The 23,079-nt window shown below is 47.7% G+C and carries 23 protein-coding genes and 1 other annotated feature; all 23 genes read left to right on the top strand.

All coding sequences use genetic code 11. From position 1 onward, the window contains the following. The first annotated feature begins 125 nt into the window (after positions 1-125). The 23 genes from spoIIGA (at position 126) to pyrE (ending at position 22,945) form a co-directional block, all read left to right on the top strand. Positions 126-1,046, top strand: coding sequence for a sigma-E processing peptidase SpoIIGA (spoIIGA, locus tag SFC66_RS10370; RefSeq protein ID WP_411218607.1), 921 nt, complete (start codon positions 126-128; stop codon positions 1,044-1,046). Positions 1,047-1,063: 17 nt separating this feature from the next. Continuing rightward, positions 1,064-1,783 (top strand): RNA polymerase sporulation sigma factor SigE, encoded by a 720-nt coding sequence (sigE, locus tag SFC66_RS10365; protein ID WP_411218606.1) that lies wholly within the window; start codon positions 1,064-1,066, stop codon positions 1,781-1,783. Positions 1,784-1,908: 125 nt separating this feature from the next. Continuing rightward, entirely contained in the window at positions 1,909-2,691 is a 783-nt protein-coding gene (sigG, locus tag SFC66_RS10360; protein ID WP_411218605.1) for an RNA polymerase sporulation sigma factor SigG, read from the top strand. 96 nt (positions 2,692-2,787) lie between these two features. Continuing rightward, entirely contained in the window at positions 2,788-3,051 is a 264-nt protein-coding gene (locus SFC66_RS10355; RefSeq protein WP_411218604.1) for a YlmC/YmxH family sporulation protein, read from the top strand. Positions 3,052-3,112: 61 nt separating this feature from the next. After that, on the top strand, positions 3,113-3,925 hold the full coding sequence (pgeF, locus tag SFC66_RS10350; protein ID WP_411218603.1) for a peptidoglycan editing factor PgeF: 813 nt from the start codon (positions 3,113-3,115) through the stop codon (positions 3,923-3,925). Beyond that, the gene (locus SFC66_RS10345) at positions 3,922-4,599 is read left to right on the top strand and encodes a YggS family pyridoxal phosphate-dependent enzyme (RefSeq protein ID WP_411218602.1); all 678 of its coding nucleotides are present in this window, start codon (positions 3,922-3,924) and stop codon (positions 4,597-4,599) included. The genes pgeF and SFC66_RS10345 overlap by 4 nt, the downstream gene beginning before the upstream one ends. Positions 4,600-4,616: 17 nt before the next feature. Further along, complete coding sequence (locus SFC66_RS10340; protein ID WP_411218601.1) at positions 4,617-5,063, top strand: cell division protein SepF; 447 nt, start codon at positions 4,617-4,619, stop codon at positions 5,061-5,063. A 6-nt stretch (positions 5,064-5,069) separates the two neighbouring features. Next, complete coding sequence (locus tag SFC66_RS10335) at positions 5,070-5,327, top strand: YggT family protein (protein WP_411218600.1); 258 nt, start codon at positions 5,070-5,072, stop codon at positions 5,325-5,327. A 22-nt stretch (positions 5,328-5,349) separates the two neighbouring features. After that, a complete protein-coding gene (locus SFC66_RS10330; RefSeq protein WP_411218599.1) occupies positions 5,350-6,123 on the top strand; it encodes a YlmH family RNA-binding protein in 774 nt (257 codons plus the stop codon). A 65-nt stretch (positions 6,124-6,188) separates the two neighbouring features. After that, positions 6,189-6,689 carry a DivIVA domain-containing protein gene (locus tag SFC66_RS10325; RefSeq protein ID WP_411218598.1) on the top strand — a complete coding sequence of 167 codons (501 nt, stop codon included), beginning with the start codon at positions 6,189-6,191 and terminating at the stop codon, positions 6,687-6,689. A gap of 69 nt (positions 6,690-6,758) precedes the next feature. Then, positions 6,759-6,978 (top strand) — a binding site (T-box leader). A 61-nt stretch (positions 6,979-7,039) separates the two neighbouring features. After that, entirely contained in the window at positions 7,040-9,793 is a 2,754-nt protein-coding gene (gene ileS / locus SFC66_RS10320; protein ID WP_411218597.1) for an isoleucine--tRNA ligase, read from the top strand. 112 nt (positions 9,794-9,905) lie between these two features. Further along, complete coding sequence (lspA, locus tag SFC66_RS10315; RefSeq protein ID WP_411218596.1) at positions 9,906-10,370, top strand: signal peptidase II; 465 nt, start codon at positions 9,906-9,908, stop codon at positions 10,368-10,370. Continuing rightward, the gene (locus SFC66_RS10310) at positions 10,367-11,278 is read left to right on the top strand and encodes an RluA family pseudouridine synthase (RefSeq protein ID WP_411218595.1); all 912 of its coding nucleotides are present in this window, start codon (positions 10,367-10,369) and stop codon (positions 11,276-11,278) included. Before lspA ends, SFC66_RS10310 begins: the two co-directional genes overlap by 4 nt. 173 nt (positions 11,279-11,451) lie before the next feature. Next, a complete protein-coding gene (gene pyrR / locus SFC66_RS10305; RefSeq protein ID WP_411218594.1) occupies positions 11,452-11,997 on the top strand; it encodes a bifunctional pyr operon transcriptional regulator/uracil phosphoribosyltransferase PyrR in 546 nt (181 codons plus the stop codon). A 134-nt stretch (positions 11,998-12,131) separates the two neighbouring features. After that, positions 12,132-13,499 (top strand): solute carrier family 23 protein, encoded by a 1,368-nt coding sequence (locus SFC66_RS10300; protein WP_411218593.1) that lies wholly within the window; start codon positions 12,132-12,134, stop codon positions 13,497-13,499. A 13-nt stretch (positions 13,500-13,512) separates the two neighbouring features. Next, positions 13,513-14,436: an aspartate carbamoyltransferase catalytic subunit gene (locus SFC66_RS10295; RefSeq protein WP_411218592.1), complete on the top strand. Its 924-nt coding sequence runs from the start codon at positions 13,513-13,515 to the stop codon at positions 14,434-14,436. Further along, positions 14,396-15,676, top strand: a complete 1,281-nt coding sequence (locus SFC66_RS10290; protein ID WP_411218591.1) for a dihydroorotase — start codon at positions 14,396-14,398, stop codon at positions 15,674-15,676. Before SFC66_RS10295 ends, SFC66_RS10290 begins: the two co-directional genes overlap by 41 nt. Further along, complete coding sequence (locus SFC66_RS10285) at positions 15,673-16,773, top strand: carbamoyl phosphate synthase small subunit (RefSeq protein ID WP_411218590.1); 1,101 nt, start codon at positions 15,673-15,675, stop codon at positions 16,771-16,773. The genes SFC66_RS10290 and SFC66_RS10285 overlap by 4 nt, the downstream gene beginning before the upstream one ends. Next, complete coding sequence (carB, locus tag SFC66_RS10280; RefSeq protein ID WP_411218589.1) at positions 16,766-19,963, top strand: carbamoyl-phosphate synthase large subunit; 3,198 nt, start codon at positions 16,766-16,768, stop codon at positions 19,961-19,963. The genes SFC66_RS10285 and carB overlap by 8 nt, the downstream gene beginning before the upstream one ends. Continuing rightward, on the top strand, positions 19,957-20,730 hold the full coding sequence (locus SFC66_RS10275) for a dihydroorotate dehydrogenase electron transfer subunit (protein WP_411218738.1): 774 nt from the start codon (positions 19,957-19,959) through the stop codon (positions 20,728-20,730). Before carB ends, SFC66_RS10275 begins: the two co-directional genes overlap by 7 nt. Next, a complete protein-coding gene (locus SFC66_RS10270; protein WP_411218588.1) occupies positions 20,727-21,662 on the top strand; it encodes a dihydroorotate dehydrogenase in 936 nt (311 codons plus the stop codon). Before SFC66_RS10275 ends, SFC66_RS10270 begins: the two co-directional genes overlap by 4 nt. Next, positions 21,634-22,350 (top strand): orotidine-5'-phosphate decarboxylase, encoded by a 717-nt coding sequence (gene pyrF / locus SFC66_RS10265; RefSeq protein ID WP_411218587.1) that lies wholly within the window; start codon positions 21,634-21,636, stop codon positions 22,348-22,350. Before SFC66_RS10270 ends, pyrF begins: the two co-directional genes overlap by 29 nt. Next, a complete protein-coding gene (gene pyrE / locus SFC66_RS10260; RefSeq protein ID WP_411218586.1) occupies positions 22,334-22,945 on the top strand; it encodes an orotate phosphoribosyltransferase in 612 nt (203 codons plus the stop codon). Before pyrF ends, pyrE begins: the two co-directional genes overlap by 17 nt. Positions 22,946-23,079 lie beyond the last annotated feature (134 nt).

The following is a 23,079-nucleotide window of genomic DNA, read 5'->3' as shown; positions in this document are numbered from 1 at the left end:
TTGTTAGACAAATTAGGCGGAAAATACATAAAAAAAGTGCTTGATAGCAGGCATAAACTGACAGCATTTGAATCGGTGCTCCGTTATACTAACTTCATCTATCAAAGGTGAAAGGAAGAGCTGACGTGACGATCTATCTGGATGCGGTTTGGACACTCAATCTATTTTTGGACGGGCTTTTGCTTTTGGGTGTGCAAGCGATAGCAAAGATGCAAGTAACAAAGCTTCGGATTTTCACGGGTGCGCTGGTTGCATCTGCCATTGTTCCGATAACCGTCTTTTTTCCAGAAAGCTATCTAGCCCATCCGGCAGGTAAATTGCTCTTTTCCATGCTGATTATCTGGATTGCTTTTGGATTCCGTTCTGTTACGCGCTTTATTAAATTGCTGCTGCTTTTCTATTTTGTCACATTCGCTGTGGGAGGCAGCTTGTTCGCCATCCATTATATGCTACAAACTCAAGCAGCATTCACGTCCGCCAGCTTTTTGACTGTCAGTACAGGATATGGAGATCACGTCAGCTGGCTTTTTGTAGCCATCATGTTTCCGGTAGCATTGTATTTTACGAAAAACAGAATGGACAAGCAGCGATTTGAGCAGTTCCGCTATGATCAGCTGCATACCGTCCAAGTGAGCATCAATGGCATGTCACATAAAACAGACGGCTTCATCGACAGCGGGAATCATCTATCCGATCCACTCACGAAGAAACCGGTCATAATCTGTGATCAATCTTTCTTGGGAAACTGGTTCAATGAAGAAGAATGGCAGCTTCTTGATAAAGCCAATAAGGAGTTGGATTTGGAGATGCTGCCAGAGGACTGGAATTATGAATTCTCCGTAGTCCCGTATCAAGGAGTTAACGGAGAAGGAGCTTTGATGCTAGTTTTGAAGCCTGACAGCATTTTAATTGAATTGGATCAAGCAACGATAAAAACCGATCGGGTCTGGATTGGCATCCAATTCGGCAACCTGACTGCAGATCATCGTTATCACTGTCTGCTTCACCCGTCACTTGTCCATGATGCCAGCACACAAGCGGGATAACAAGAGAGGAGAAAAACATGATTAAGAAAGCATGGAAGCTGAAGATTTGGTGGTATAAGATCCTTATCAAGTTAAAGATAAAGCGCAAGGAAGTCTATTATATTGGCGGCAGTGAAGCATTACCGCCTCCGTTATCGAAAGAAGAAGAATTCAAATTGCTGCAGCTCTTGCCCACAGGTGACAAATCCGCGAGGGCCATGCTTATCGAAAGGAATTTACGTCTAGTAGTATATATAGCTAGGAAATTCGAAAACACGGGGATCAACATCGAAGACTTGATCAGTATCGGAACAATCGGATTGATCAAGGCTGTGAATACGTTCAACCCGGAGAAGAAAATCAAACTTGCGACATATGCTTCCCGCTGTATCGAAAATGAGATTCTCATGTATCTGCGCAGGAACAGCAAATTGAAATCAGAGATTTCCTTCGATGAACCGCTCAATATCGATTGGGATGGCAATGAACTATTGTTATCCGATGTTCTTGGGACAGATGATGATATCATCACCAAGGATATCGAAAAAAATGTAGACAAAAACTTACTGAAAAAAGCCCTGGAGCAGCTCAATGACAGAGAGAAGCAAATCATGGAACTGCGCTTTGGATTGGTCGGGCAGGAAGAGAAGACCCAAAAGGATGTAGCTGATATGCTTGGCATTTCCCAATCCTATATTTCGCGGCTGGAAAAGAAAATCATCCGCAGGCTCCAAAAAGAATTTAATAAAATGATTTAAGCCTTACTGGCGCTTGACACTGTCCATGCTCGGACGGTGTCAGGCGCTTTTTGTTTGTGCATAAAAAAAATCCCGAGGGGAGATACTGTGCTTGCATCGCATCTTCAATCGGGAGGTCAAGGAATATGTCGAGACAGAAAGTTGAAATATGTGGAGTAGATACTTCGAAATTACCAGTACTCAAAAACGAGGAAATGAAAAAGCTATTCATCCGCATGCAGCAAGAGAACGACATTTCAGCCCGGGAAGAACTCGTCAATGGCAATCTCCGTCTTGTGTTAAGTGTTATCCAGCGCTTCAATAATCGAGGGGAATATGTCGACGATCTTTTTCAAGTAGGCTGTATCGGACTGATGAAATCCATTGATAATTTCGATTTGAAGCATAATGTGCGTTTCTCTACATATGCTGTGCCGATGATCATCGGGGAAATCCGCCGCTACCTCCGGGATAATAATCCCATTCGTGTATCCCGCTCATTGCGTGATACCGCATATAAAGCTTTGCAAGTAAGAGAACAGCTGATTGCAAAGACTTCGAAAGATCCGACCACAGCAGAGATTGCTGCCGAACTAGGCGTCAAGCCGTCGGATATAACATTTGCCATGGATGCCATCCAGGATCCAGTATCATTATTCGAGCCTATTTACAACGATGGCGGTGATCCGATTTTCGTTTTGGATCAGCTCCGCAGCGAGTCTGAGAATGATGTTGCCTGGCTTGATAATCTATCGCTCAAAGAAGGTATGCATCGGCTTAATGAACGGGAAAAGATGATATTGAATAAGCGGTTTTTCCAAGGAAAGACGCAGATGGAAGTCGCCGATGAAATCGGTATTTCGCAGGCACAAGTATCACGGCTGGAAAAAGCAGCGATAGAAGAGATGAACAAGCAAATGTTTGAATGAAGGACACCTCTCTTGGGTGTCTTTTTTTATTTTGAATGCTAATTGGGCAGCTTGGCCGCATAGACTAAAGAAAAGCAGCAAAGGGGCTGGGTGAGCGTGACACTTACCGAATTGCAAATGAAAGACATCATTTTGATGGAAAACGGGAAAAAGGTAGGCAATGTATCCGATTTGGAAATCAATGCACATAATGGACATATCGCGGCGATTGTCGTGACGCTGAAGGGGAAAATGATGGGGCTGTTCGGCAAGGAAGAAGAACTGGTCGTTCCATGGAATCAGATCGTTACGATCGGGACGGATGTCATATTGATCAAAAGCCCGGAACAAGCATTCGAAACTGAAAAAGCCAGCAAGTAATCTTGTACAGAATCAGGTGGAAATATGGTACTATAAAAGCAATCAGAGGAGTGGGTACCATATGAAAGAAGCAGTTTCCAGATTGCAGGATCTGTACATGGAGCTTGACGGCTGGTCATCTCCTGATGATATCATCAGCGGAATCACAACAAAATACAACGGTGTGAGCAAAGCACCTTTTGATAGCCTGAATATGGGACTTCATGTCGGCGATGAACCTGAAGATGTCATCAAGAATCGCGAGCTTTTGGCAGAGGACATTCAGTTCCCGCTGGATAGATGGACATTGGGAGAGCAAGTGCACGGTACGGAAATAGCAGTTGTCACCAAGTGCGAAGCTGGTCGTGGCAGTAAGTCCCTGACTGACAGCATCCCAAGCGTCGATGGTCTGATCACAAATGAAAAGGGCATGCTGCTGGCAGCTTTCTTCGCCGACTGCGTGCCGCTTTATTTCTATGATGCAGCTAGTGGCTGGATCGGGATGGCGCACGCAGGATGGCGCGGAACCGTTGCCGATATGGCAGGCAAGATGGTGGAGTCCTTATGTGCACATGGAGCGGGCAGAGATAGTTTGCAGGCCATGGTTGGCCCTTGTATTTCCAAAAACAGATATGAAGTGGATGATCGCATCGTGCAGCAGATACCCGGACAATTCCGTGAGAAGGTGTTGTCACCAAGCGCACAGGATCGCCATCAACTTGATTTGCAGGCATTGAATCGTCTGTATTTGCTGCAAGCAGGCATCCGGGAAGGGAATATACGGACAGCAGCTTATTGTACATACGATCATGAAGCATTCTTCTCCCACAGGGAAGATCAAGGAAAAACCGGCAGGATGCTAGGTTTCATCGGAATGAAAGAGGCGCAGGGATGAATACAGTACAAGAGAATTTAAAGCATATCAGGGATGATATCCGTTCGGCAGCGGCGAAATCCGGCCGTGATTCTGAGGATATAACACTCCTAGCCGTTACGAAATATGTTACAATTGAACGAACAAAAGAAGCTGTAGATGCTGGTATTGTCGATTTAGGCGAAAATCGTATCGAAGGCTTTCTAAAGAAGCAGGCAGCAATCGGAGAAAAAGCGGTTTGGCACTTCATCGGCAGCCTGCAGACCAGGAAAGTGAAAGATATCATCGAGAGCGTGGATTATCTGCATGCACTTGACAGACTATCGCTTGCGAAGGAAATCCAAAAACGATCTTCTAAGAAAATCAAATGTTTCGTGCAGGTCAATGTAAGCGGGGAAGAATCGAAATCAGGCGTGTCACCAGATGAGACGATTGCCTTCATTCGGGAGCTCGCGGCATACCCTGCAATTGAGGTTGTCGGCTTGATGACGATGGCACCCAATACGGAAGACGAAGATGTACTGCGCAGTGTTTTCAGCGGGTTGAGACAGCTGCGTGATGAAGCGGCAGCAGCACATATGGCGCATGCACCTTGCACTTTGTTATCCATGGGAATGAGTAATGATTATAAAATCGCAATAGAAGAAGGAGCTACCCATATCCGGGTCGGTTCTGCCCTTGTAGGTCCATATTAAAAAGTGAGGTGAAGAAAATGAGTTTTAAAAACAAGATGAAGAATTTCTTTACTGTGGATGATGATGAATATGAATATGTCGAAGAACAGCCTGCTGAACAAGAAGAAATCGAGCCATACGGTCAGGGCGGACGCACTCAAAATCCAAACCAGAATGTTGTCAGCTTGAAAAGTGTACAAGCTTCTTCCAAAGTTATACTTTGTGAGCCGCGGACGTACAATGAGGCACAGGAAATTGCCGATCATGTTGTCAATAGGAGGGCAGTCGTCCTGAATTTGCAGCGCGTCGACCATCATCAGGCAAAGCGGATCGTCGATTTTCTCAGCGGCACAGTCTATGCTGTCAACGGGGATATCCAAAAACTAGGCAGTCAGACGTTTCTATGTGCACCGGATAATATCGAGCTTACCGGTTCGATATCCGATATGATAGAAGAGCAGGATGATTATAATAAGAGGTGGTAGAAGCAGATGCTTTTAGGCATAATAATGTTAGCATTTCGGATTTATTCCATCGCACTGATTGTTTATATCTTATTGTCTTGGTTCCCAGGGGCCAGGCAGTCGGTATTCGGTGAATTTTTGGGACGAATCTGTGAACCGTATTTGGAAGTGTTCCGACGGTTCATTCCGCCGCTTGGCATGATCGATTTGTCCCCGATCGTTGGGTTCATTGTTTTGCGCCTGGCGGAAAGCGGAGTTATAAGCATTTACTATATGATTTTCTAATGACTAAGGGGTATAGGAGAGCGTGAGTATATATCAGCATTACCGGGAAGAAGAACGTCCTTTCATCGACCAGATCCTCTCCTGGATGGAACAAGTGGAACGTCAGTATCAGCCTCGGGTGACCGACTTCCTGGATCCGCGGGAGCAGCTCATTTTCCGGCAATTGTTAGGCGGTCAAACTGAGCTGCAGTGGGCATTTTCCGGCGGGGCGGAGAAAGCGGAAAGAAAACGCGCTATCATTGCTCCGCAATATGATGAGATAACGCCTGCGGATTTCAGTATCGAGCTGCTCGAAGCGGCTTATCCGGATAAGTTTGTCACGCTGGAACACCGTGATGTGATGGGGTCGTTTCTTTCCCTTGGTATCGATCGCAAGAAACTGGGCGATATCAGTGTGGGAGAAGGAGTGATACAGCTTTTCACCACAGCGGACATTGCAACTTACATACGTGCGAATTTGGTTGAAGTCAAAAGAGCCAAGGTGTCTTGGCAAACAGTCGATCATGATCGATTCAAGCCGGAAGAGGTGGAATGGATCACAAGCGAGACGACTGTCTCCTCTCTCAGGCTGGACGCGATCATCAAGGAGCTTTACCGTATGTCACGTCAGCAGGCAGCAGAGCATATCCAAAAAGGGCTTGTCAAAGTGAATTTCAAGACGGTCGAGGATGTCAGCTTCCAGCTGGCCGAAGGAGATCTTCTGTCACTGCGCGGCAAGGGACGCGGCAAGCTTGCAGAAGTGAAAGGTACTACGAAGAAGGACAAGCAGCGAATCACATTGGAAAAATTAAAGTAGCAGTAACGTCTGATTTATGCTATCTTTGTCGAATAACAGCAATTATTTAACAGGAGGTGGCCGTTGTGCCATTAACACCTTTGGATATCCACAATAAAGAGTTTGCCCGCGGATTCCGCGGTTATGATGAAGATGATGTAAATGACTTCCTCGACAGGGTGATAAAAGATTATGAGATCATCATCCGGGAGAAAAAGGATCTGGAAGAGCGCGTGCAGCAGCTCGAAGAACGGCTAGGTCATTTCAATAACATCGAAACGACATTGAACAAGTCGATCCTGGTTGCGCAGGAGACTGCCGAAGAAGTGAAAGGCAATGCAATGAAAGAGTCCAAGCTGATCATCAAGGAAGCAGAGAAGAATGCAGACCGTATCATCAATGAGTCCTTGACTAAGTCCCGTCAAATCGCTTTGGAAGTGGAAGACCTGAAAAAGCAGGCCAAAGTCTTCCGAACGCGTTTGAAGATGCTTGTCGAAGCGCAGCTTGAAATGATTGAAACGGATGATTGGGATGGTTTATTCGCTACAGAAGTAGCATATGAGCCAGAGGAAGAAACAGCGGAATAAACACGGCTTGACGTTTTTCACAAATTTACATATAATTTTACTATTATAAGCAAACACATGACCAAGATAATAAAGACTTTGATCGGGACAGTAGGAAGTCCATACCGCTTACAAGCGAGCCAGGGAAGGTGGGAGCCTGGTGCGGTATTTCTTCCGAATATCACCCGCTAGTTTCCATTCGAACCGAAAGCAGTAGAAATGGACGTCTCATTCACGTTACGAATTCGAGTGGATGGATGATACTAGTCTGTCTATAAGGGTGGTACCGCGAGTCTCTCTCGTCCCTTTTGGGATGATGAGGGGCTCTTTTTATTTACCTGGAACTCGGTCATGATAAAGGAGGAAGAACAATGGATTATAAAGAAACACTGCTGATGCCGGAAACGGCATTCCCGATGCGCGGCAACCTGCCGAACAAAGAACCAAAAATGCAGCAGGATTGGGAAGAACGAAACATGTACCAAAAAGTACAGGAAAGAACGGAAGGGCGCCCGCTTTTCGTCTTACATGATGGACCTCCATACGCAAATGGTGACTTGCACATGGGGCATGCACTGAACAAAGTCTTGAAGGACTTTATCGTTCGCTACAAGTCCATGTCCGGCTTCCATGCACCATATGTACCAGGCTGGGATACACACGGTCTGCCGATCGAGCAGGCGCTTACGAAGAAAAAAGTCGACCGCAAAAAAATGACAGTGGCGGAATTCCGCCGCCTATGTGCTGAGTATGCCATGCAGCAAATCGATAACCAGCGCACGCAGTTCAAACAGCTCGGTGTTCGCGGGGATTGGGATAATCCATATATCACACTGACTAAAGATTATGAAGCAGCACAAATCAAAGTATTCGGTGAGATGGCTGAACGCGGCTACATCTACAAAGGCATGAAGCCGGTTTACTGGTCTCCATCTTCTGAGTCTGCTTTGGCAGAAGCGGAAATCGAGTACCAGGATAAACGCTCTGCATCCATTTATGTAGCTTTCCAAGTGAAAGACGGTAAAAACCTGTTCGAAGGCGATGAGAAATTCATCATCTGGACGACAACTCCTTGGACATTGCCTGCCAATGTTGCCATCTCGCTTCATCCGGAAGTGACGTATGTGGTTGCTAAAGTTGGCGATGACAAATATGTCGTGGCAGAAGATTTGCTTGGCAGTGTGACAGAAACGCTTGAATGGAGCAGTCCTGAGGTACTCAAGTCATTCAAAGGTAAAGAAGCGGAGTATGTGACAACACAGCATCCATTCTATGACCGCGATTCCTTGATCATCCTTGGTGAACACGTAACGACCGACAGCGGTACAGGCTGTGTACACACAGCACCTGGACACGGGGAGGAAGACTTCTTCGCCAGCCAGAAATATAAATTGCCGATCATCAGCCCATTGGATGACAAAGGTGTATTCACAAGTGAAGCACCTGGATTTGAAGGTGTGTTCTATGATAAGGCAAATAAAGATATCACAGAACTATTGGAAGAAAAGGGCGCTTTGATGAAGCTAGAATTCTTCACGCACTCTTATCCGCATGACTGGCGTACGAAGAAACCAGTCATCTATCGTGCGACAGCGCAATGGTTCGCTAGTATCAAAGCATTCCGTGAGCAAATCATCGAACAGATCAAAGAAGTGGAATGGTTCCCGAAATGGGGCGAAACACGTCTTTATAACATGTTCCGTGATCGCGAGGACTGGTGTATTTCCCGTCAGCGTGCGTGGGGTGTTCCGATTCCGGTATTCTACGGCGAAAATGGCGAACCGATCATCACGGAAGAAACGATCCAGCATGTTTCCGATCTATTCCTGGAGCACGGTTCCAACATCTGGTTCGAAAGAGAAGCAAAAGATTTGCTGCCGGAAGGATTCACTTCCGAGCACAGCCCGAACGGCATCTTCACGAAAGAAACAGATATCATGGACGTATGGTTCGATTCTGGTTCTTCCCACCAAGGTGTGTTGGTGAATCGTCCGGAGTTGCAGCGACCGGCTGACCTTTACTTGGAAGGTTCCGACCAGTATCGCGGCTGGTTCAACTCTTCCTTGACAACTGCAGTTGCTGTGACAGGCAAAGCGCCATACAAAGCAGTCCTAAGCCATGGATTCGCATTGGATGGTAAAGGTAAGAAAATGAGTAAATCACTTGGGAACATCGTGGTACCTTCGAAAATCATGAAGCAGTACGGTGCGGATATCCTTCGCCTTTGGGTTGCTTCTGTTGATTACCAATCCGATGTGCGTATCTCTGATGAGATCATCAAGCAAACATCCGAAGGCTATCGTAAAATCCGGAACACATTCCGCTTCCTGCTTGCCAACTTGCATGATTTCGACCCTGCGAAGGACAGCGTAGCGCATGCTGACATGGTGGAAGTAGATCGTTATATGCTGGCGAAACTTTCCGATTTGACGAAGCGTGTACGACAAAGCTATGACAATTACGAATTCGCAGATGTATATTCTGCAATCTTAAGCTTCTGTTCTGTCGAGCTTAGTGCGTTCTATCTTGATTTCGGTAAAGATATCCTGTATATCGAATCTGCTGATCACCCTGCACGCCGAAGCATCCAGACTGCTTATTACGAAATCGTAAAAGCACTACTGCAAATGCTGGCACCGATCCTTGCTCATACAACAGAGGAAGCTTGGAGCTACGTTCCTGGGGATAAAGCAGAAAGCATCCAGCTGACTGACTTCCCTGAAGCTCTTGAAATCGCAGATCATGATGAGCTTTTGACGAAATGGGATCATTTCATGAAAGTGCGCGATGATGTACTCAAAGCATTGGAAATCGCCCGCAGTGAGAAAGTCATCGGTAAATCACTTGAATCCAAGCTTACGATCGTTGCAAAAGACGATGCAACAAAACAGCTGCTTCAAAGCATCAGCAACTTGCATCAATTACTCATCGTATCTGAAGCGAATGTAGTGGATGCAGCTGATAATGCAGCTGATTATGAGCATGTGGCTGTATCTGTCGAGAAACATCCGGCAGATCGCTGCGAACGCTGCTGGGTTGCTTCCGACACAGTTGGTCAGGATGAAAAACACCCTGAGCTATGCTCACGCTGTGCAAGCATCGTGGAAGCACATTATCACGCATAAGGAGAGAAAGCTTCGCTTTTAGGCGGAGCTTTCTTTTTATCTGGACAATCTTTTTCCTTGCATCTGTGGTAAAATGCAAGATAGATTGTATGGAACGGAGGAAATGGAGTCCATGTATTTTGTGATTGCGATTATTTTGATCATCATCGATCAACTAACAAAATTGCTAGTAGTGAAGAATATGACGGAAGGAGAGTCCATATCGATCATCGATAATTTCCTGTACCTGTCTTCGCATCGTAACCGGGGGGCAGCGTGGGGGATTTTGGAAGGTCATTTTTGGTTCTTCTATCTTGTAACTGCGATTGTTATTGTCATAGTCAGCTACTATATTGTGAAATATAGCAAAGAAAGCAAATTGATGGGTGCCGGTCTCTCGCTTGTACTTGGCGGAGCCATCGGCAATTTCATCGATCGCCTGTTTCGCAAAGAAGTCGTCGATTTCGTCGATACACGATTCGGTGACTATCATTACCCGATCTTCAACGTGGCGGATTCCTGTCTCGTCGTAGGTGTCATTCTCATCATCATTGCAATGCTGCTGGATGAGCGAAAGAAAGGAAGAAAGAAAGCATGAGTCAGTTGGAACATAAAGTCGCAGCCGAAGAAGCGGGCTTGCGCATCGATAAACTCTTATCCGATATCCAGGAGGATGTTTCCCGGAGCCAGGCACAGGGCTGGATCAAGGATGATCTGGTTACGGTGAACGGCGAAAAAGTAAAAAATAAGTATAGTGTGCATGAAGGGGACCTTGTGCAATGGTCGATTCCGGAACCAGAGGAAATGACGCTCGAAGCAGAAGATATCCCGCTTGAAATCATTTATGAAGATGATGATATCGCAGTCGTGAACAAGCCTCGCGGTATGGTCGTGCATCCTTCCAATGGACATCAGTCCGGTACGATGGTGCATGCACTGCTTTATCATTTGAAGGATCTATCTGGCATCAATGGGACAATGCGCCCTGGCATCGTGCACCGTATCGATAAAGATACAAGCGGCCTGCTTGTCGTTGCTAAACATGACAAAGCGCATCAGAAATTGACTGATATGCTGAAGGACCATGATATCGAACGTAAATATCGAGCCATCGTCCATGGTGTCATCGATCATGAATTCGGCACGATCGAAGCACCGATCGGCCGTGATAAAAATGATCGTCAAAAAATGGCTGTCGTGGAAAATGGTAAGCGCGCTGTGACGCATTTTGAAGTACTGGAACGTTTTGAGGATTTCACTTATATAGAGTGTAAGCTGGAAACAGGCAGAACACATCAGATTCGTGTGCATATGCAGTATATCGGCTATCCGCTTGCAGGTGATCCGAAATACGGTCCGCGCCGCACGCTCGATATCGGCGGCCAGGCATTGCATGCTGCTGTGCTTGGATTCAATCACCCGATAACTGGTGAACGGATGCATTTTGAAGCACCTGTTCCGGAAGTGTTCCAGGAAGAATTGGACAAGCTTAAATTCAACGCTTGACAGCCAATCACTGACATGCGATACTGAATGAAGTTGAATAAGAACCTTTAAGACAGTCCAGAGAGGCTGATAAGGAAGCGGAGATGAACGGGATACGTGTAGTATCCATGCCCCTTATTGCCCCACGGCGATAAGGGGTTTTTTTCATAGCTTCAAGAAAAGGTGGGAAAGAAATGAACAAAAAAGCAACCTTACTGGATCAGGCTGCAATCAATCGTGCCCTCACAAGGATTGCCCATGAAATATTGGAGAGAAATAAAGGCCCGGAAGATTTGGTGCTAGTCGGAATCCAAACAAGAGGTGTTCCCATCGCCAAGCGTCTGCAGCAAAAAATCGAGGGAATCGAACAAGTGACCGTTCCGCTGGAAGAAGTGGATATCACATTATACCGAGATGATTTGGCACATGCTTCAGAGAACCAAGAGCCAATGGTTCAGCCTGTGAAACTCGGAACGGATTTGACGAATAAAACAGTCATCTTGATCGATGATGTATTATACACAGGAAGAACAGTCAGAGCAGCAATGGATGCGATCATGGACGCGGGACGTCCAGCGCAGATCCAGTTAGCGGTTTTGATTGACCGAGGCCATCGGGAATTACCGATAAGGGCTGATTATATCGGGAAAAACATCCCGACTTCGCAATCGGAAGTCATCGTCGTGGAATTACAAGAGACAGATGATTACGAGAGCGTAGATATTTACGAAAATGAATAAGGACCTTTAATGGAAGTCCAGAGAGGCTTACAAGGTCGCAAGCAACGTCGTCACGACAAGTGGCAGACGTATGCCTCTTTGCGACCAAAATCGCGAAGAGGCTTTTTTTATAGGACAAAAGAGGAGAGAATCAAATGAAACCAGCACTTAACATTCATGACATACCAAAATGGAATCAATGGATCATATTCAGCTTACAACATTTATTCGCCATGTTTGGCGCGACGATCCTTGTACCGGCATTGACCGGTCTGGACCCGGCAGTAGCACTTGTATCCAGCGGTGTCGGCACACTGGCATTCATCTTGATCACAAGAGGAAGTGTACCGGCTTATCTAGGTTCGAGCTTTGCTTTCATTTATCCGATAACGCAATCCATTGAAAGTGCCGGCATCGGCGGAGCGATGGTCGGCAGCTTCTTCGCAGGCCTTGCTTACGGAATCGTAGCCATCGCCATTCGCCTTGGCGGAATGAAAAGCATCATCAAACTGCTTCCGCCCATCGTCGTCGGACCGGTCATCATCGTCATCGGTCTGGCACTTGCTCCAACCGCAGTCGATATGGCAATGAATGCACCAGATACAGGGGAATACAGCACTAAATACTTCATGATTGCACTAGTAACATTGGCAATCACCGTCGCAGCATCCATCTTCCTGAAAGGATTCCTTGGATTGATTCCAGTCTTGATCGGCATCATCGGAGGATATGTCTTCGCCCTTACACAAGGTATCGTCGACACAAGCGGCGTTCAAGCTGCATGGAACCAGATCGTGACAGCAGATTCCATCGGCGCTTTCTTCAGCGGAATTTTCACGGTACCGAACTTCACCATACCGTTTGTCGACTACAATGTAGCAGATGTCTTCAGTTGGCAGCTTTTCTTCACAATGGTGCCAATCGCAGTCGTAACGGTATCCGAACATATCGGGCATCAGCTGGCACTTTCCAAGATTGTCGATCAAAACATGCTCGTCAAACCTGGTTTGCACACATCACTTGCAGGTGATGGAGTGGCAACGATGATCGCTTCCTTGCTTGGCGGACCGCCGAACACAACTTACGGCGAAAATATCGGGGTACTGGCAATCACAAGAGTATTCAGCGTCTTCGTCATCGGCGGTACAGCGATACTTGCCATTCTGTTCGGCTTCACTGGCCTTATCACGGCCTTGATCAGCTCGGTGCCATCAGCGGTCATGGGCGGCGTGAGCATCATGCTGTTCGGTATCATCGCTGCCAGCGGACTGCGTACGATGATCGACAGCCAGCTGGATTTGGGAGATAAACGCAACCTGATCATCAGCTCGATCATCTTGGTCATCGGAATCGGCGGAGCCTTCCTACGCTTTCAGATTGCCGAGCTCGACTTGGAAATCAACAGCATGGCACTGGCAGCACTGGTCGGAGTCATCTTGAACCTTGTGTTGCCAGGGAAAGAATCCGGCCTTGGAAATGGCAGTCTGTTCACAGTCGAAGATCAAGAACATGCATCCGAATAAGGGGGAGAAAACCATGAAGCATTTCGTATCGATGAAGCATCTTACTGCAGGAGAACTGCTGCAGCTCGTACAGCTCGCCACAGACATACAAACACAGGGGGTATCTGGATACAGGGAGCAGCTGTTCGCAGCCAATCTATTCTTCGAGCCGAGCACACGGACGAAGATGAGTTTTACCGTAGCAGAACGGAAACTTGGCCTGGAAGTGCTGGACTTTGCCGCTGAGGCATCCAGCGTGACCAAAGGCGAGACCGTATATGACACTGCAAAGACCCTTCAATCGATCGGAGCTTCGGTCCTTGTCATCCGTCACCCAGAGGAAAACACAGCTGCGATACTCGCAGAGAAGCTGGACATCCCGGTCATCAATGCCGGTGATGGTAAAGGGGAGCACCCGACACAATGCTTGTTAGATCTGATGACGATTTATCAGGAATATGGACGCTTCAAGGACTTGAAAATCGTGATTGCCGGAGATATCCGTCACAGCCGGGTTGCCAGAAGCAATGCGATGGCTTTGCGCAAGTTGGGGGCACAAGTCTTTGCAGCAGGCAAACCGGAATGGATGGATGAAACACTCGGGATCCCGGTGTTGAGTATGGATCAAGCAGCGGAACAATGTGATGTCATGATGATGCTGCGGATTCAGTTTGAACGTCACGAAACAAAAGGCGAGTCTGCGGATTATCTAAAGAAATATGGGCTGACAGCAGAGAGAGAAAAGAGAATGCAGCCCCGCAGTATCATCATGCACCCGGCACCAGTCAACCGCGGTATCGAAATCGACGACAATCTCGTTGAAGCGCCGCGCTCGAGAATCTTCCGTCAAATGGAAAACGGCGTAGCAGCACGGATGGCAGTTATCATTACACTATTGGAAGGATGGGGAATAAAGCATGGCTACAATCTTGACAAACGCGAAGCAGTTAACAGCTGATCAGAAACTGGAAGAAGTGATGGTGAAAATCGAGGATGCTATCATTGCGGAAATTGCCGAACAAATTGAAATAACAGCAGATGATCATGTGGAAGATTTGGATGGACAGCTAGTGACAGCTGGTTTTGTGGACGTACATGTCCATTTGCGTGAACCAGGCGCAGAAAAAAAAGAAACAATCGAAACCGGCACAAAAGCAGCTGCCCGGGGCGGGTTTACGACAGTGGCAGCCATGCCGAATCTTCGCCCTGCACCGGATTGTCCGGAAACACTGCAATCCATCATGGCTCGCAATGAAGAAAGCGGCGTGATCCGCGTCCTGCAATATGCTGCCATTACGAAGCAGCAGTTAGGTCGGGAAATCGTCGACATGGAAAACATGACAGAAGCATTTGCCTTTACCGATGATGGTCTTGGCATCCAGTCGGCCGGTATGATGCTTGAGACGATGCAGCGCGCAGCAAAGCTCGGAATTCCAGTTGTGGCACACTGCGAAGATGACAGCCTTGTACCTGGAGGAGTCATGCATGAAGGAACAGCTAGCGAGCGGCTAGGCCTGCCCGGTATCAACAGTGTTTCCGAATCCGTACATATTGCACGTGATATCCTGCTGGCAGAAGCTGCTGGCTGTCATTATCACATCTGCCATGTGAGCACAAAAGAATCAGTCCGGGTGATCCGGGATGCGAAACGTGCTGGAATCCGCGTGACTGCCGAAGTGACACCGCATCACTTGCTTTTGATAGACGAAGACATCGAAACCGATGACGGGAATTTCAAAATGAATCCACCACTCAGGTCCGATGCTGATCGTCAGGCGCTGATCGAGGGTCTGCTTGATGGAACGATCGATATGATCGCAACAGATCATGCACCGCATACTGCTGAAGAAAAGAATGTCAGCATGCTGGATGCATCATTTGGTATCGTTGGATCCGAAACGGCATTCAGTCTGCTTTATACACATTTTGTCGAAACAAATATCTTTACCCTGAATCAGTTGATTGATTGGCTGACAGTCAAGCCATCACAAGCATTCGGGCTTCCATATGGCCGTTTTGAGATCGGTGCAGCAGCAGACATAGCTGTATTGGACCTGGAAGCAGAAGGCGAAGTGGATCCATCTCGATTCCAATCAAAAGGAACAAACACACCATTTATCGGCTGGCGCTACAAAGGAGAGCCGACGATGACCATCTTTGGCGGCGAAATCGTGTACAGAAAGGAAGCGGTAAAATGAAGAAACGACAACTTATCCTGGAAGACGGTACAGTGTTTACAGGTACAGCGTTCGGCAGCGATAGCGCAACAACTGGAGAAATCGTCTTCAACACAGGAATGACAGGCTATCAAGAGATTATATCCGACCCTTCCTACTGCGGTCAGATCGTTACACTGACATATCCGCTGATCGGAAACTATGGTATCAATAGTGATGATTTCGAAAGTATCCAGCCGTCCATTCAAGCACTGGTTGTGAAAGAAGCGGCAGCAGCACCTTCCAACTTCCGGAAACAGCACACAATCGATGCTTTCCTCAAGTTCCATCTGATTCCAGGCATTGCAGGTATCGATACTCGCAAACTGACAAAAATCATCCGCAAGCAAGGTGCAATGAAAGCTAGATTGACAGAAGCGGTTGACACACTGGCAACGACTGCTGATTGGGAAAACATTTCCCTCCCAAATGATCAAGTGCAGCGCATGAGCACTGCCAAACCTTATGTCGTGCCTGGCCGCGGCAAGCGTATCGTCGTCATGGACTTTGGCATGAAACACGGCATCCTTCGTGAACTGGCTGCGCGTGACTGCCATATCACAGTTGTACCTTGGCATTACACTGCCGAACAAATCCTTCATTTAAATCCCGATGGTGTCATGCTGACGAATGGACCGGGGGATCCAAAAGATGTGGATCCTGCCATCAATACCATACGTGAGCTGATCGGCCAAGTACCGATTTTCGGTATCTGTCTCGGCCACCAGCTGATTGCGCTGGCGTCCGGTGCGGACACAGAGAAACTAAAATTCGGACATCGGGGCTCCAATCATCCTGTCAAAGACTTGGAGACAGGAAAAACCTATCTTACCTCACAAAATCATGGCTATACGGTCACGAAAGAATCGTTGGCTGCAACAGATCTCGTTTTGACACAAACAGCGTTGAACGACGGTACCGTAGAAGGACTCAAACATCGGATTCATCCGGTCATGTGCGTCCAATATCATCCAGAAGCAGCACCAGGACCTGAGGATACCCGCCATCTATTTGATAACTTTCTTACAATGACAGCACAAAGCAAGCAAACAGCCAAGGGGGAAGCAACTTATGCCTAAACGTACTGATATCCAGAAAATCCTTGTCATCGGCTCCGGTCCGATCGTAATCGGACAAGCGGCAGAATTCGACTATTCCGGCACACAGGCATGTCAGGCGCTGCGTGAAGAAGGCTATACGGTCATTCTGGCCAACTCAAACCCTGCCACGATCATGACAGATCACACCGTTGCCGATACAGTCTACATGGAGCCGCTCACGGTGGAATTCCTGAGCAAAATCATCCGCAAGGAACAACCAGATGCCTTGCTTCCGACACTCGGCGGTCAAACTGGATTGAACTTGGCTGTGGCACTGGACAACTCTGGTATCTTGAAGGAATTCGGCGTTGAATTGCTTGGTACATCCCTTGAAGCAATCCAGCAGGCAGAGGACCGTGAACAATTCCGCGACTTGATGCACAAGCTTGGAGAACCAGTACCGGAGAGTCAAATCGTGACGACAGTAGATGGTGCTGTAGCATTCTCAGAAGAGATCGGTTTTCCGCTCATCGTCCGTCCAGCTTATACTCTAGGCGGTACTGGCGGCGGCATGTGCTACAACCTGGAAGAGCTCAAGCAAATCACCAAAAACGGACTGGCACTCTCCCCAGTGACTCAATGTCTCATCGAACGGAATATCGCTGGCTTCAAAGAAATCGAATACGAAGTGATGCGCGATAAAAATGATCAAGCCATCGTCGTCTGTAATATGGAAAACGTCGATCCAGTCGGCATCCATACTGGTGACAGCATCGTCGTAGCACCTTCCCAGACACTGAGTGACCGGGAATACCAGCTGCTGCGCAATGCGAGCATCAAAATCATCAAAGCACTGCAAATCGAAGGCGGCTGTAATGTCCAGCTTGCTCTCGATCCGCATAGCTTCAATTATTACATTATCGAGGTTAACCCTCGTGTGAGCCGTTCCAGCGCGCTCGCTTCCAAAGCGACAGGCTATCCGATCGCCAAGATGGCCGCAAAGATTGCTGTCGGGTTGACACTTGATGAAATCAAGAATCCCGTGACAGGTACGACGTACGCATACTTTGAGCCAGCACTGGATTATGTTGTTGCCAAACTGCCGCGTTTCCCATTTGATAAATTCGTTAGCGGCAACCGTAAACTAGGTACGCAAATGAAAGCAACCGGAGAAGTAATGGCAATCGGCCGCAATGTGGAAGAAGCTTTGCTGAAAGGTGTCCGCTCCCTTGATAATAAAGCAAACGGGCTTGCATCCATCAGTCTGGAGAGCATGAGCTCAGAAGAAATGGAGCAGCGACTCGTCAAAGCAGATGATGAGCGTCTGTTCATACTCGCTGAAGCTTATCGCCGTGGTTATACCGTGGAACAGCTGCATGAACTGACCAGGATCGATCGCTTCTTCTTATGGAAAATCGAAGCACTGATCCAACTGGAAACCAGATTGGCTCAACAGCCATGGGACATGGAGCTACTGAAAGAAGCGAAGCAGAAAGGCTTTTCCGACCGGGAAATTGCCCACTGGTGGAATACAGCAGAAGATAAGGTCTACCAGTTCCGTCTGGAAAACAAGCTGCAGCCTGTATACAAGATGGTCGATACATGTGCTGCGGAATTCGAATCACAAACACCATACTTCTACAGCACCTATGAGGAAGAAAATGAGTCGGTCGCTTCTGATAAAGAGAAAGTGATCGTGCTCGGCTCCGGTCCAATCCGCATCGGACAAGGAATTGAATTCGACTATGCAACAGTCCACAGTGTCCTGGCCATCAGGGAAGCGGGCTATGAAGCTATCATCATCAATAGCAATCCAGAAACAGTTTCCACCGATTTCAGTGTGTCGGATAAACTGTATTTCGAGCCGCTTACGCTGGAAGATGTCATGCATGTCGTGAATCTTGAAAATCCCCTCGGTGTGATCGTGCAATTCGGCGGTCAGACTGCCATCAATCTGGCAGAAGGTTTGGAGCGCCGGGGAGTGAAAGTTCTCGGAACGTCACTAGAAGCAATCGATGCGGCAGAAGACCGGGATAAATTTGAAAGATTGCTTGATGAACTGCAGATTGCAAAACCAGATGGAGCCAGCATCACAAAGCTTGAAGATGCTGCAGCAACTGCTGAAAAGATTGGTTATCCAGTACTTGTGCGCCCGTCTTACGTCATTGGCGGCAGTAATATGGAAATTGTTTATAACGATGAAGAACTGCAGAACTATATGGAAAAACGCGTACATGTGCGCCATGATCACCCAGTGCTGATCGATCAATATCTGACGGGCATCGAGGTAGAAGTGGATGCCATCAGTGACGGGGAAACGACCATCATCCCGGGTATCATGGAACATATCGAACGCGCTGGCGTCCATTCCGGGGATTCCATCGCTGTCTACCCGACACAAACGATATCTGAAACATGCCGCCAGCAATGCATCGAAGCAACCATGCAAATCGCCAAGGCACTCAGAGTAAAAGGCTTGATCAACATCCAGTTCGTCATCCACCAAAACAAAGCTTATGTACTGGAAGTGAATCCGCGTGCCAGCCGCACCATCCCATTCCTATCCAAAATTACGCATGTGACGATGGCAAATATCGCAACGCGTGCAATCTTGGGTGAAAAACTGGCTGATATGGGCTATGTTTCCGGACTATTGCCAGAACCAGAGGATGTGTATGTCAAGGTACCAGTATTCAGCTTTGAGAAGCTGCGCAGTGTCGACACGCTGCTCGGCCCGGAAATGAAATCAACAGGCGAAGCAATCGGACATGATCGCACTCTCGAAAAAGCGTTATACAAAGGATTGCTTGCTTCGGGCTTGTCATTACCGCAAGAAGGAGCCATTTTGCTGACAGTTGCAGACAAGGATAAAGAAGAAGCGATGCAGATTGCCAAACTATTCTACGCACTCGGGTTCCAGCTGTACGCAACTGAGGGAACAGGCGCGGCAGTCGAAGAAGCAGGCCTCCCGGTCACGACAGTTGGAAAAGTCGGTGCATCCGAGCAGAACGTCATCAGCATCATTGAAAATGGCGAAGTGCAATTCGTCGTCAACACGTTAACATCCGGCAAACAGCCGAGATCTGACGGCTTCCTCATCCGCCGTGAAGCGGTCGAGCATGGCATTGCCTGCCTGACCAGCCTTGATACAGCTAGGGCAATCGCAACGATCATCGAATCGATGACGTTCACTGCCAAGCCAGTCGTAGCAGGAGGCGTTTCATCTTGATTCATGAGCATCTTGAGATCATCAGTAAAAAAACAATCGCAAAAGATACAGTGGAAATGACATTCAAGGGAAAGATGGCGCAGGAGAATATCCTGCCCGGTCAATTCCTTCATTTACTTGTAGGGGAAGGCAGCCAGCATATGCTGCGCCGTCCTATCAGCATCGCGAGTGTGGATAAACAGCAATCGACGATAACGATAATCTTCAAACTGCTCGGTGAGGGAACAAATACACTTGCCAAAGCCAATCCCGGCGATCAGCTGGATGCGCTTGGTCCTTGCGGGCAAGGATATCCGATACAAGATTTGCAGCTGGAAAAGGCACTTTTGGTTGGAGGGGGCATCGGTGTTCCTCCTCTATACTACCTGGCGCAATGCCTGAGGGAAAAAGGTGTGGAAGTCACGATGGTGGCAGGCTTCCAGAACAAAGAGCAAGTCTTCTATGAAGAAGCTTTCCGGAATCTTGGAAACTATCATCTGGCAACCGACGATGGCAGTGCAGGAGAAAAAGGCTTTGTGACCGATATCATTGCCAGAGATCAGATCGAGTTTGATGAATATTTCACTTGCGGTCCAACCGGCATGCTGAAAGCTGTCTCCACTCAATTAACGGACAAACAAGGCTTCATTTCCATCGAGCAGCGGATGGGCTGCGGCATCGGCGCATGCTTTGCATGTGTCGTTCCTGCACCGGAAAGTGAGAGCGGCTATAAGAAAATATGCAAAGACGGACCTGTCTTCCGCGCGAAGGAGGTTGTGCTTTCATGAAATTAAACATCAATCTTCCAGGCTTGGAAATGAAAAATCCGATTGTGCCTGCTTCCGGCTGTTTCGGCTTCGGCAAGGAATATGCTGATTTGTATGATCTCAATCTGCTCGGTGCCATCACCATCAAAGCCGCAACCGGGACAGCGCGTTATGGTAACCCGACGCCGCGTGTCGCCGAGACCACTTCCGGCATGCTGAACGCAATCGGATTGCAGAATCCTGGCGTCGATCAAATAATGGAAAAAGAGCTACCGTTTTTAGCTGGTTATGATACGCCGATCATCGCCAACGTGGCAGGAAGCACGGTGGAAGAGTATGTGGAAGTGGCACGTAAAATCAGCAGGCATCCAGTCATCAAAGCACTGGAGCTGAACATTTCCTGTCCGAATGTAAAAGAAGGGGGCGTCCAGTTCGGGACCGATCCAGAGCTTGCCAAAAAGGTTACGGCTGCGGTGAAGGAAGTGAGTGATGTGCCACTTTACGTCAAACTCTCACCGAATGTTACCGACATAACGGCCATTGCCCGTGCAGTCGAGGAAGGCGGGGCGGATGGTTTGTCACTGATCAATACGCTGACAGGTATGCAAATCAACTTGGCTGGAAGAACCCCCTTGCTGGCGAACAATGTAGGTGGATTATCCGGTCCTGCCGTAAAACCGGTAGCGATTCGTATGGTCTACCAAATACGCCAAATGACTGATTTGCCGATCATCGGTATGGGTGGGGTCACGACGGCAGAGGACGTGCTGGAATTCCTTCTGGCCGGCGCATCGGCGGTTGCAGTCGGTACGGCCAATTTCCAGCATCCATTCGTCTGTCCTGAAATAATCGATACCCTGCCGGAAGTGTTGCGGAAGTATGGATTTACAAGTGTGGAGGATGCGATCGGAAAGGGGCATGAACATGCAAGCACCAATTTATCTCGCGCTTGACTTTCCGACAGGGGAAGAAGCGCTGCATTTCCTGAGACAGCATGAGCTGGCTGAGGTTCCGGTAAAAGTCGGAATGGAGCTATTCTACCGGGAAGGTCCATCCATCATTCACCGTTTGAAAGAGAATAACCATCCAATTTTCCTCGACCTGAAGCTGCATGACATCCCGAATACGGTTAAAAGCGCCATGCGCAATTTAGCAGGTCTTGATGTGGATGTGCTGAATGTTCACGCGTTGGGCGGAGCGAAAATGATCGAATCAGCAAAAGAAGGTTTGCTGCTAGGCGCAAAAAATAAGATACCTAAGTTAATAGCTGTCACGATGCTGACGTCGATGGATGAAGAAACGGTAGAGAGGGACCTGAAGCAGCCGATGGAGCTTGTGGCTTATGCGCTGCATCTAGCCGAGTTATCCAGTACAGCAGGTGCTGATGGGGTTGTTTGCTCCCCACATGAGGCAGCCAGCATCAAAGCAGCCTGCGGACCTGACTTTCTAACTGTCACACCAGGAATACGGCTTGCCGGTACTGCTAAAAATGATCAGCACCGCATCGCAACACCTGCAAGTGCAAGAAAAATGCAAGCAGATTATCTCGTGGTCGGCAGAAGTGTAACAGCTGCAGCTGATCCAAAACAAGCTTACAAACAAGTAATCGAGGAGTGGAATGACTATGACAACTACAACTAATATCGCCGAAGCATTGCTTGACATAGGCGCGATTCAAATTGATCCAGCCAAATCATTCGTATGGGCATCCGGTATCCATTCTCCGATTTACTGCGATAATCGCCTTACATTGGGACATCCTGAAGTGAGAACAGCAATAGCGCGTCAGTTCCAGCTTAAGCTTGCTGAATTGCCAGAGACGGAAATTATCGCAGGATGTGCCACTGGCGGAATTCCGCATGCAGCATGGCTTGCTGATAAAGCAGATCTGCCGATGGTCTATGTCAGATCTAGCAAAAAAGGACACGGAAAAGGCAATCAGATCGAAGGAGCTGATGTTGCAGGAAAACATGTCGTCGTCATCGAGGATCTGATTTCCACGGGAGGCTCTGTTATCAATACAGTTCAAGCACTGCAGGAAGCAGGGGCAATTGTGACGAAGGTATTGGCAATCTTCAGCTATAATTTGAAGAAAGCAGATGATAACTTTTCAGAAATTGATGTGTCATTCGAGACGTTGACTAATTTTGATGAACTGGCTGTATTACTCGCCGAAAAAGGGAAGATCACAACAACTGAGAAACAAGGGCTGTTGGAATGGCGTAATACATTGTAGGAGGGTGCAGAGATGCACCCTTTTTTTGTTTCAGTGTAACTAAAAAACTAGTTAGTCTCTGATTGTATAGTGTTAGTTCCCTTTTATTCTTTTACAATCCAATCTGGATAACCACGTTTTAAAACGTTTCTTTT

The organism is Terribacillus saccharophilus (genome assembly GCF_046592895.1).
Classification (GTDB): Bacteria; Bacillota; Bacilli; order Bacillales; family Amphibacillaceae; genus Terribacillus; species Terribacillus saccharophilus_D.
This window is presented reverse-complemented; position numbering and strand designations above follow the sequence as displayed.

Coding starts and splice junctions, on each gene's coding strand:
- sigE (WP_411218606.1), top strand. CDS start 1,064: ATGATTAAGAAAGCATGGAAGCTGAAGATTTGGTGGTATAAGATCCTT.
- sigG (WP_411218605.1), top strand. CDS start 1,909: ATGTCGAGACAGAAAGTTGAAATATGTGGAGTAGATACTTCGAAATTA.
- pgeF (WP_411218603.1), top strand. CDS start 3,113: ATGAAAGAAGCAGTTTCCAGATTGCAGGATCTGTACATGGAGCTTGAC.
- SFC66_RS10345 (WP_411218602.1), top strand. CDS start 3,922: ATGAATACAGTACAAGAGAATTTAAAGCATATCAGGGATGATATCCGT.
- SFC66_RS10340 (WP_411218601.1), top strand. CDS start 4,617: ATGAGTTTTAAAAACAAGATGAAGAATTTCTTTACTGTGGATGATGAT.
- SFC66_RS10335 (WP_411218600.1), top strand. CDS start 5,070: ATGCTTTTAGGCATAATAATGTTAGCATTTCGGATTTATTCCATCGCA.
- ileS (WP_411218597.1), top strand. CDS start 7,040: ATGGATTATAAAGAAACACTGCTGATGCCGGAAACGGCATTCCCGATG.
- lspA (WP_411218596.1), top strand. CDS start 9,906: ATGTATTTTGTGATTGCGATTATTTTGATCATCATCGATCAACTAACA.
- SFC66_RS10310 (WP_411218595.1), top strand. CDS start 10,367: ATGAGTCAGTTGGAACATAAAGTCGCAGCCGAAGAAGCGGGCTTGCGC.
- pyrR (WP_411218594.1), top strand. CDS start 11,452: ATGAACAAAAAAGCAACCTTACTGGATCAGGCTGCAATCAATCGTGCC.
- SFC66_RS10300 (WP_411218593.1), top strand. CDS start 12,132: ATGAAACCAGCACTTAACATTCATGACATACCAAAATGGAATCAATGG.
- SFC66_RS10295 (WP_411218592.1), top strand. CDS start 13,513: ATGAAGCATTTCGTATCGATGAAGCATCTTACTGCAGGAGAACTGCTG.
- SFC66_RS10290 (WP_411218591.1), top strand. CDS start 14,396: ATGGCTACAATCTTGACAAACGCGAAGCAGTTAACAGCTGATCAGAAA.
- SFC66_RS10285 (WP_411218590.1), top strand. CDS start 15,673: ATGAAGAAACGACAACTTATCCTGGAAGACGGTACAGTGTTTACAGGT.
- carB (WP_411218589.1), top strand. CDS start 16,766: ATGCCTAAACGTACTGATATCCAGAAAATCCTTGTCATCGGCTCCGGT.
- SFC66_RS10270 (WP_411218588.1), top strand. CDS start 20,727: ATGAAATTAAACATCAATCTTCCAGGCTTGGAAATGAAAAATCCGATT.
- pyrF (WP_411218587.1), top strand. CDS start 21,634: ATGCAAGCACCAATTTATCTCGCGCTTGACTTTCCGACAGGGGAAGAA.
- pyrE (WP_411218586.1), top strand. CDS start 22,334: ATGACAACTACAACTAATATCGCCGAAGCATTGCTTGACATAGGCGCG.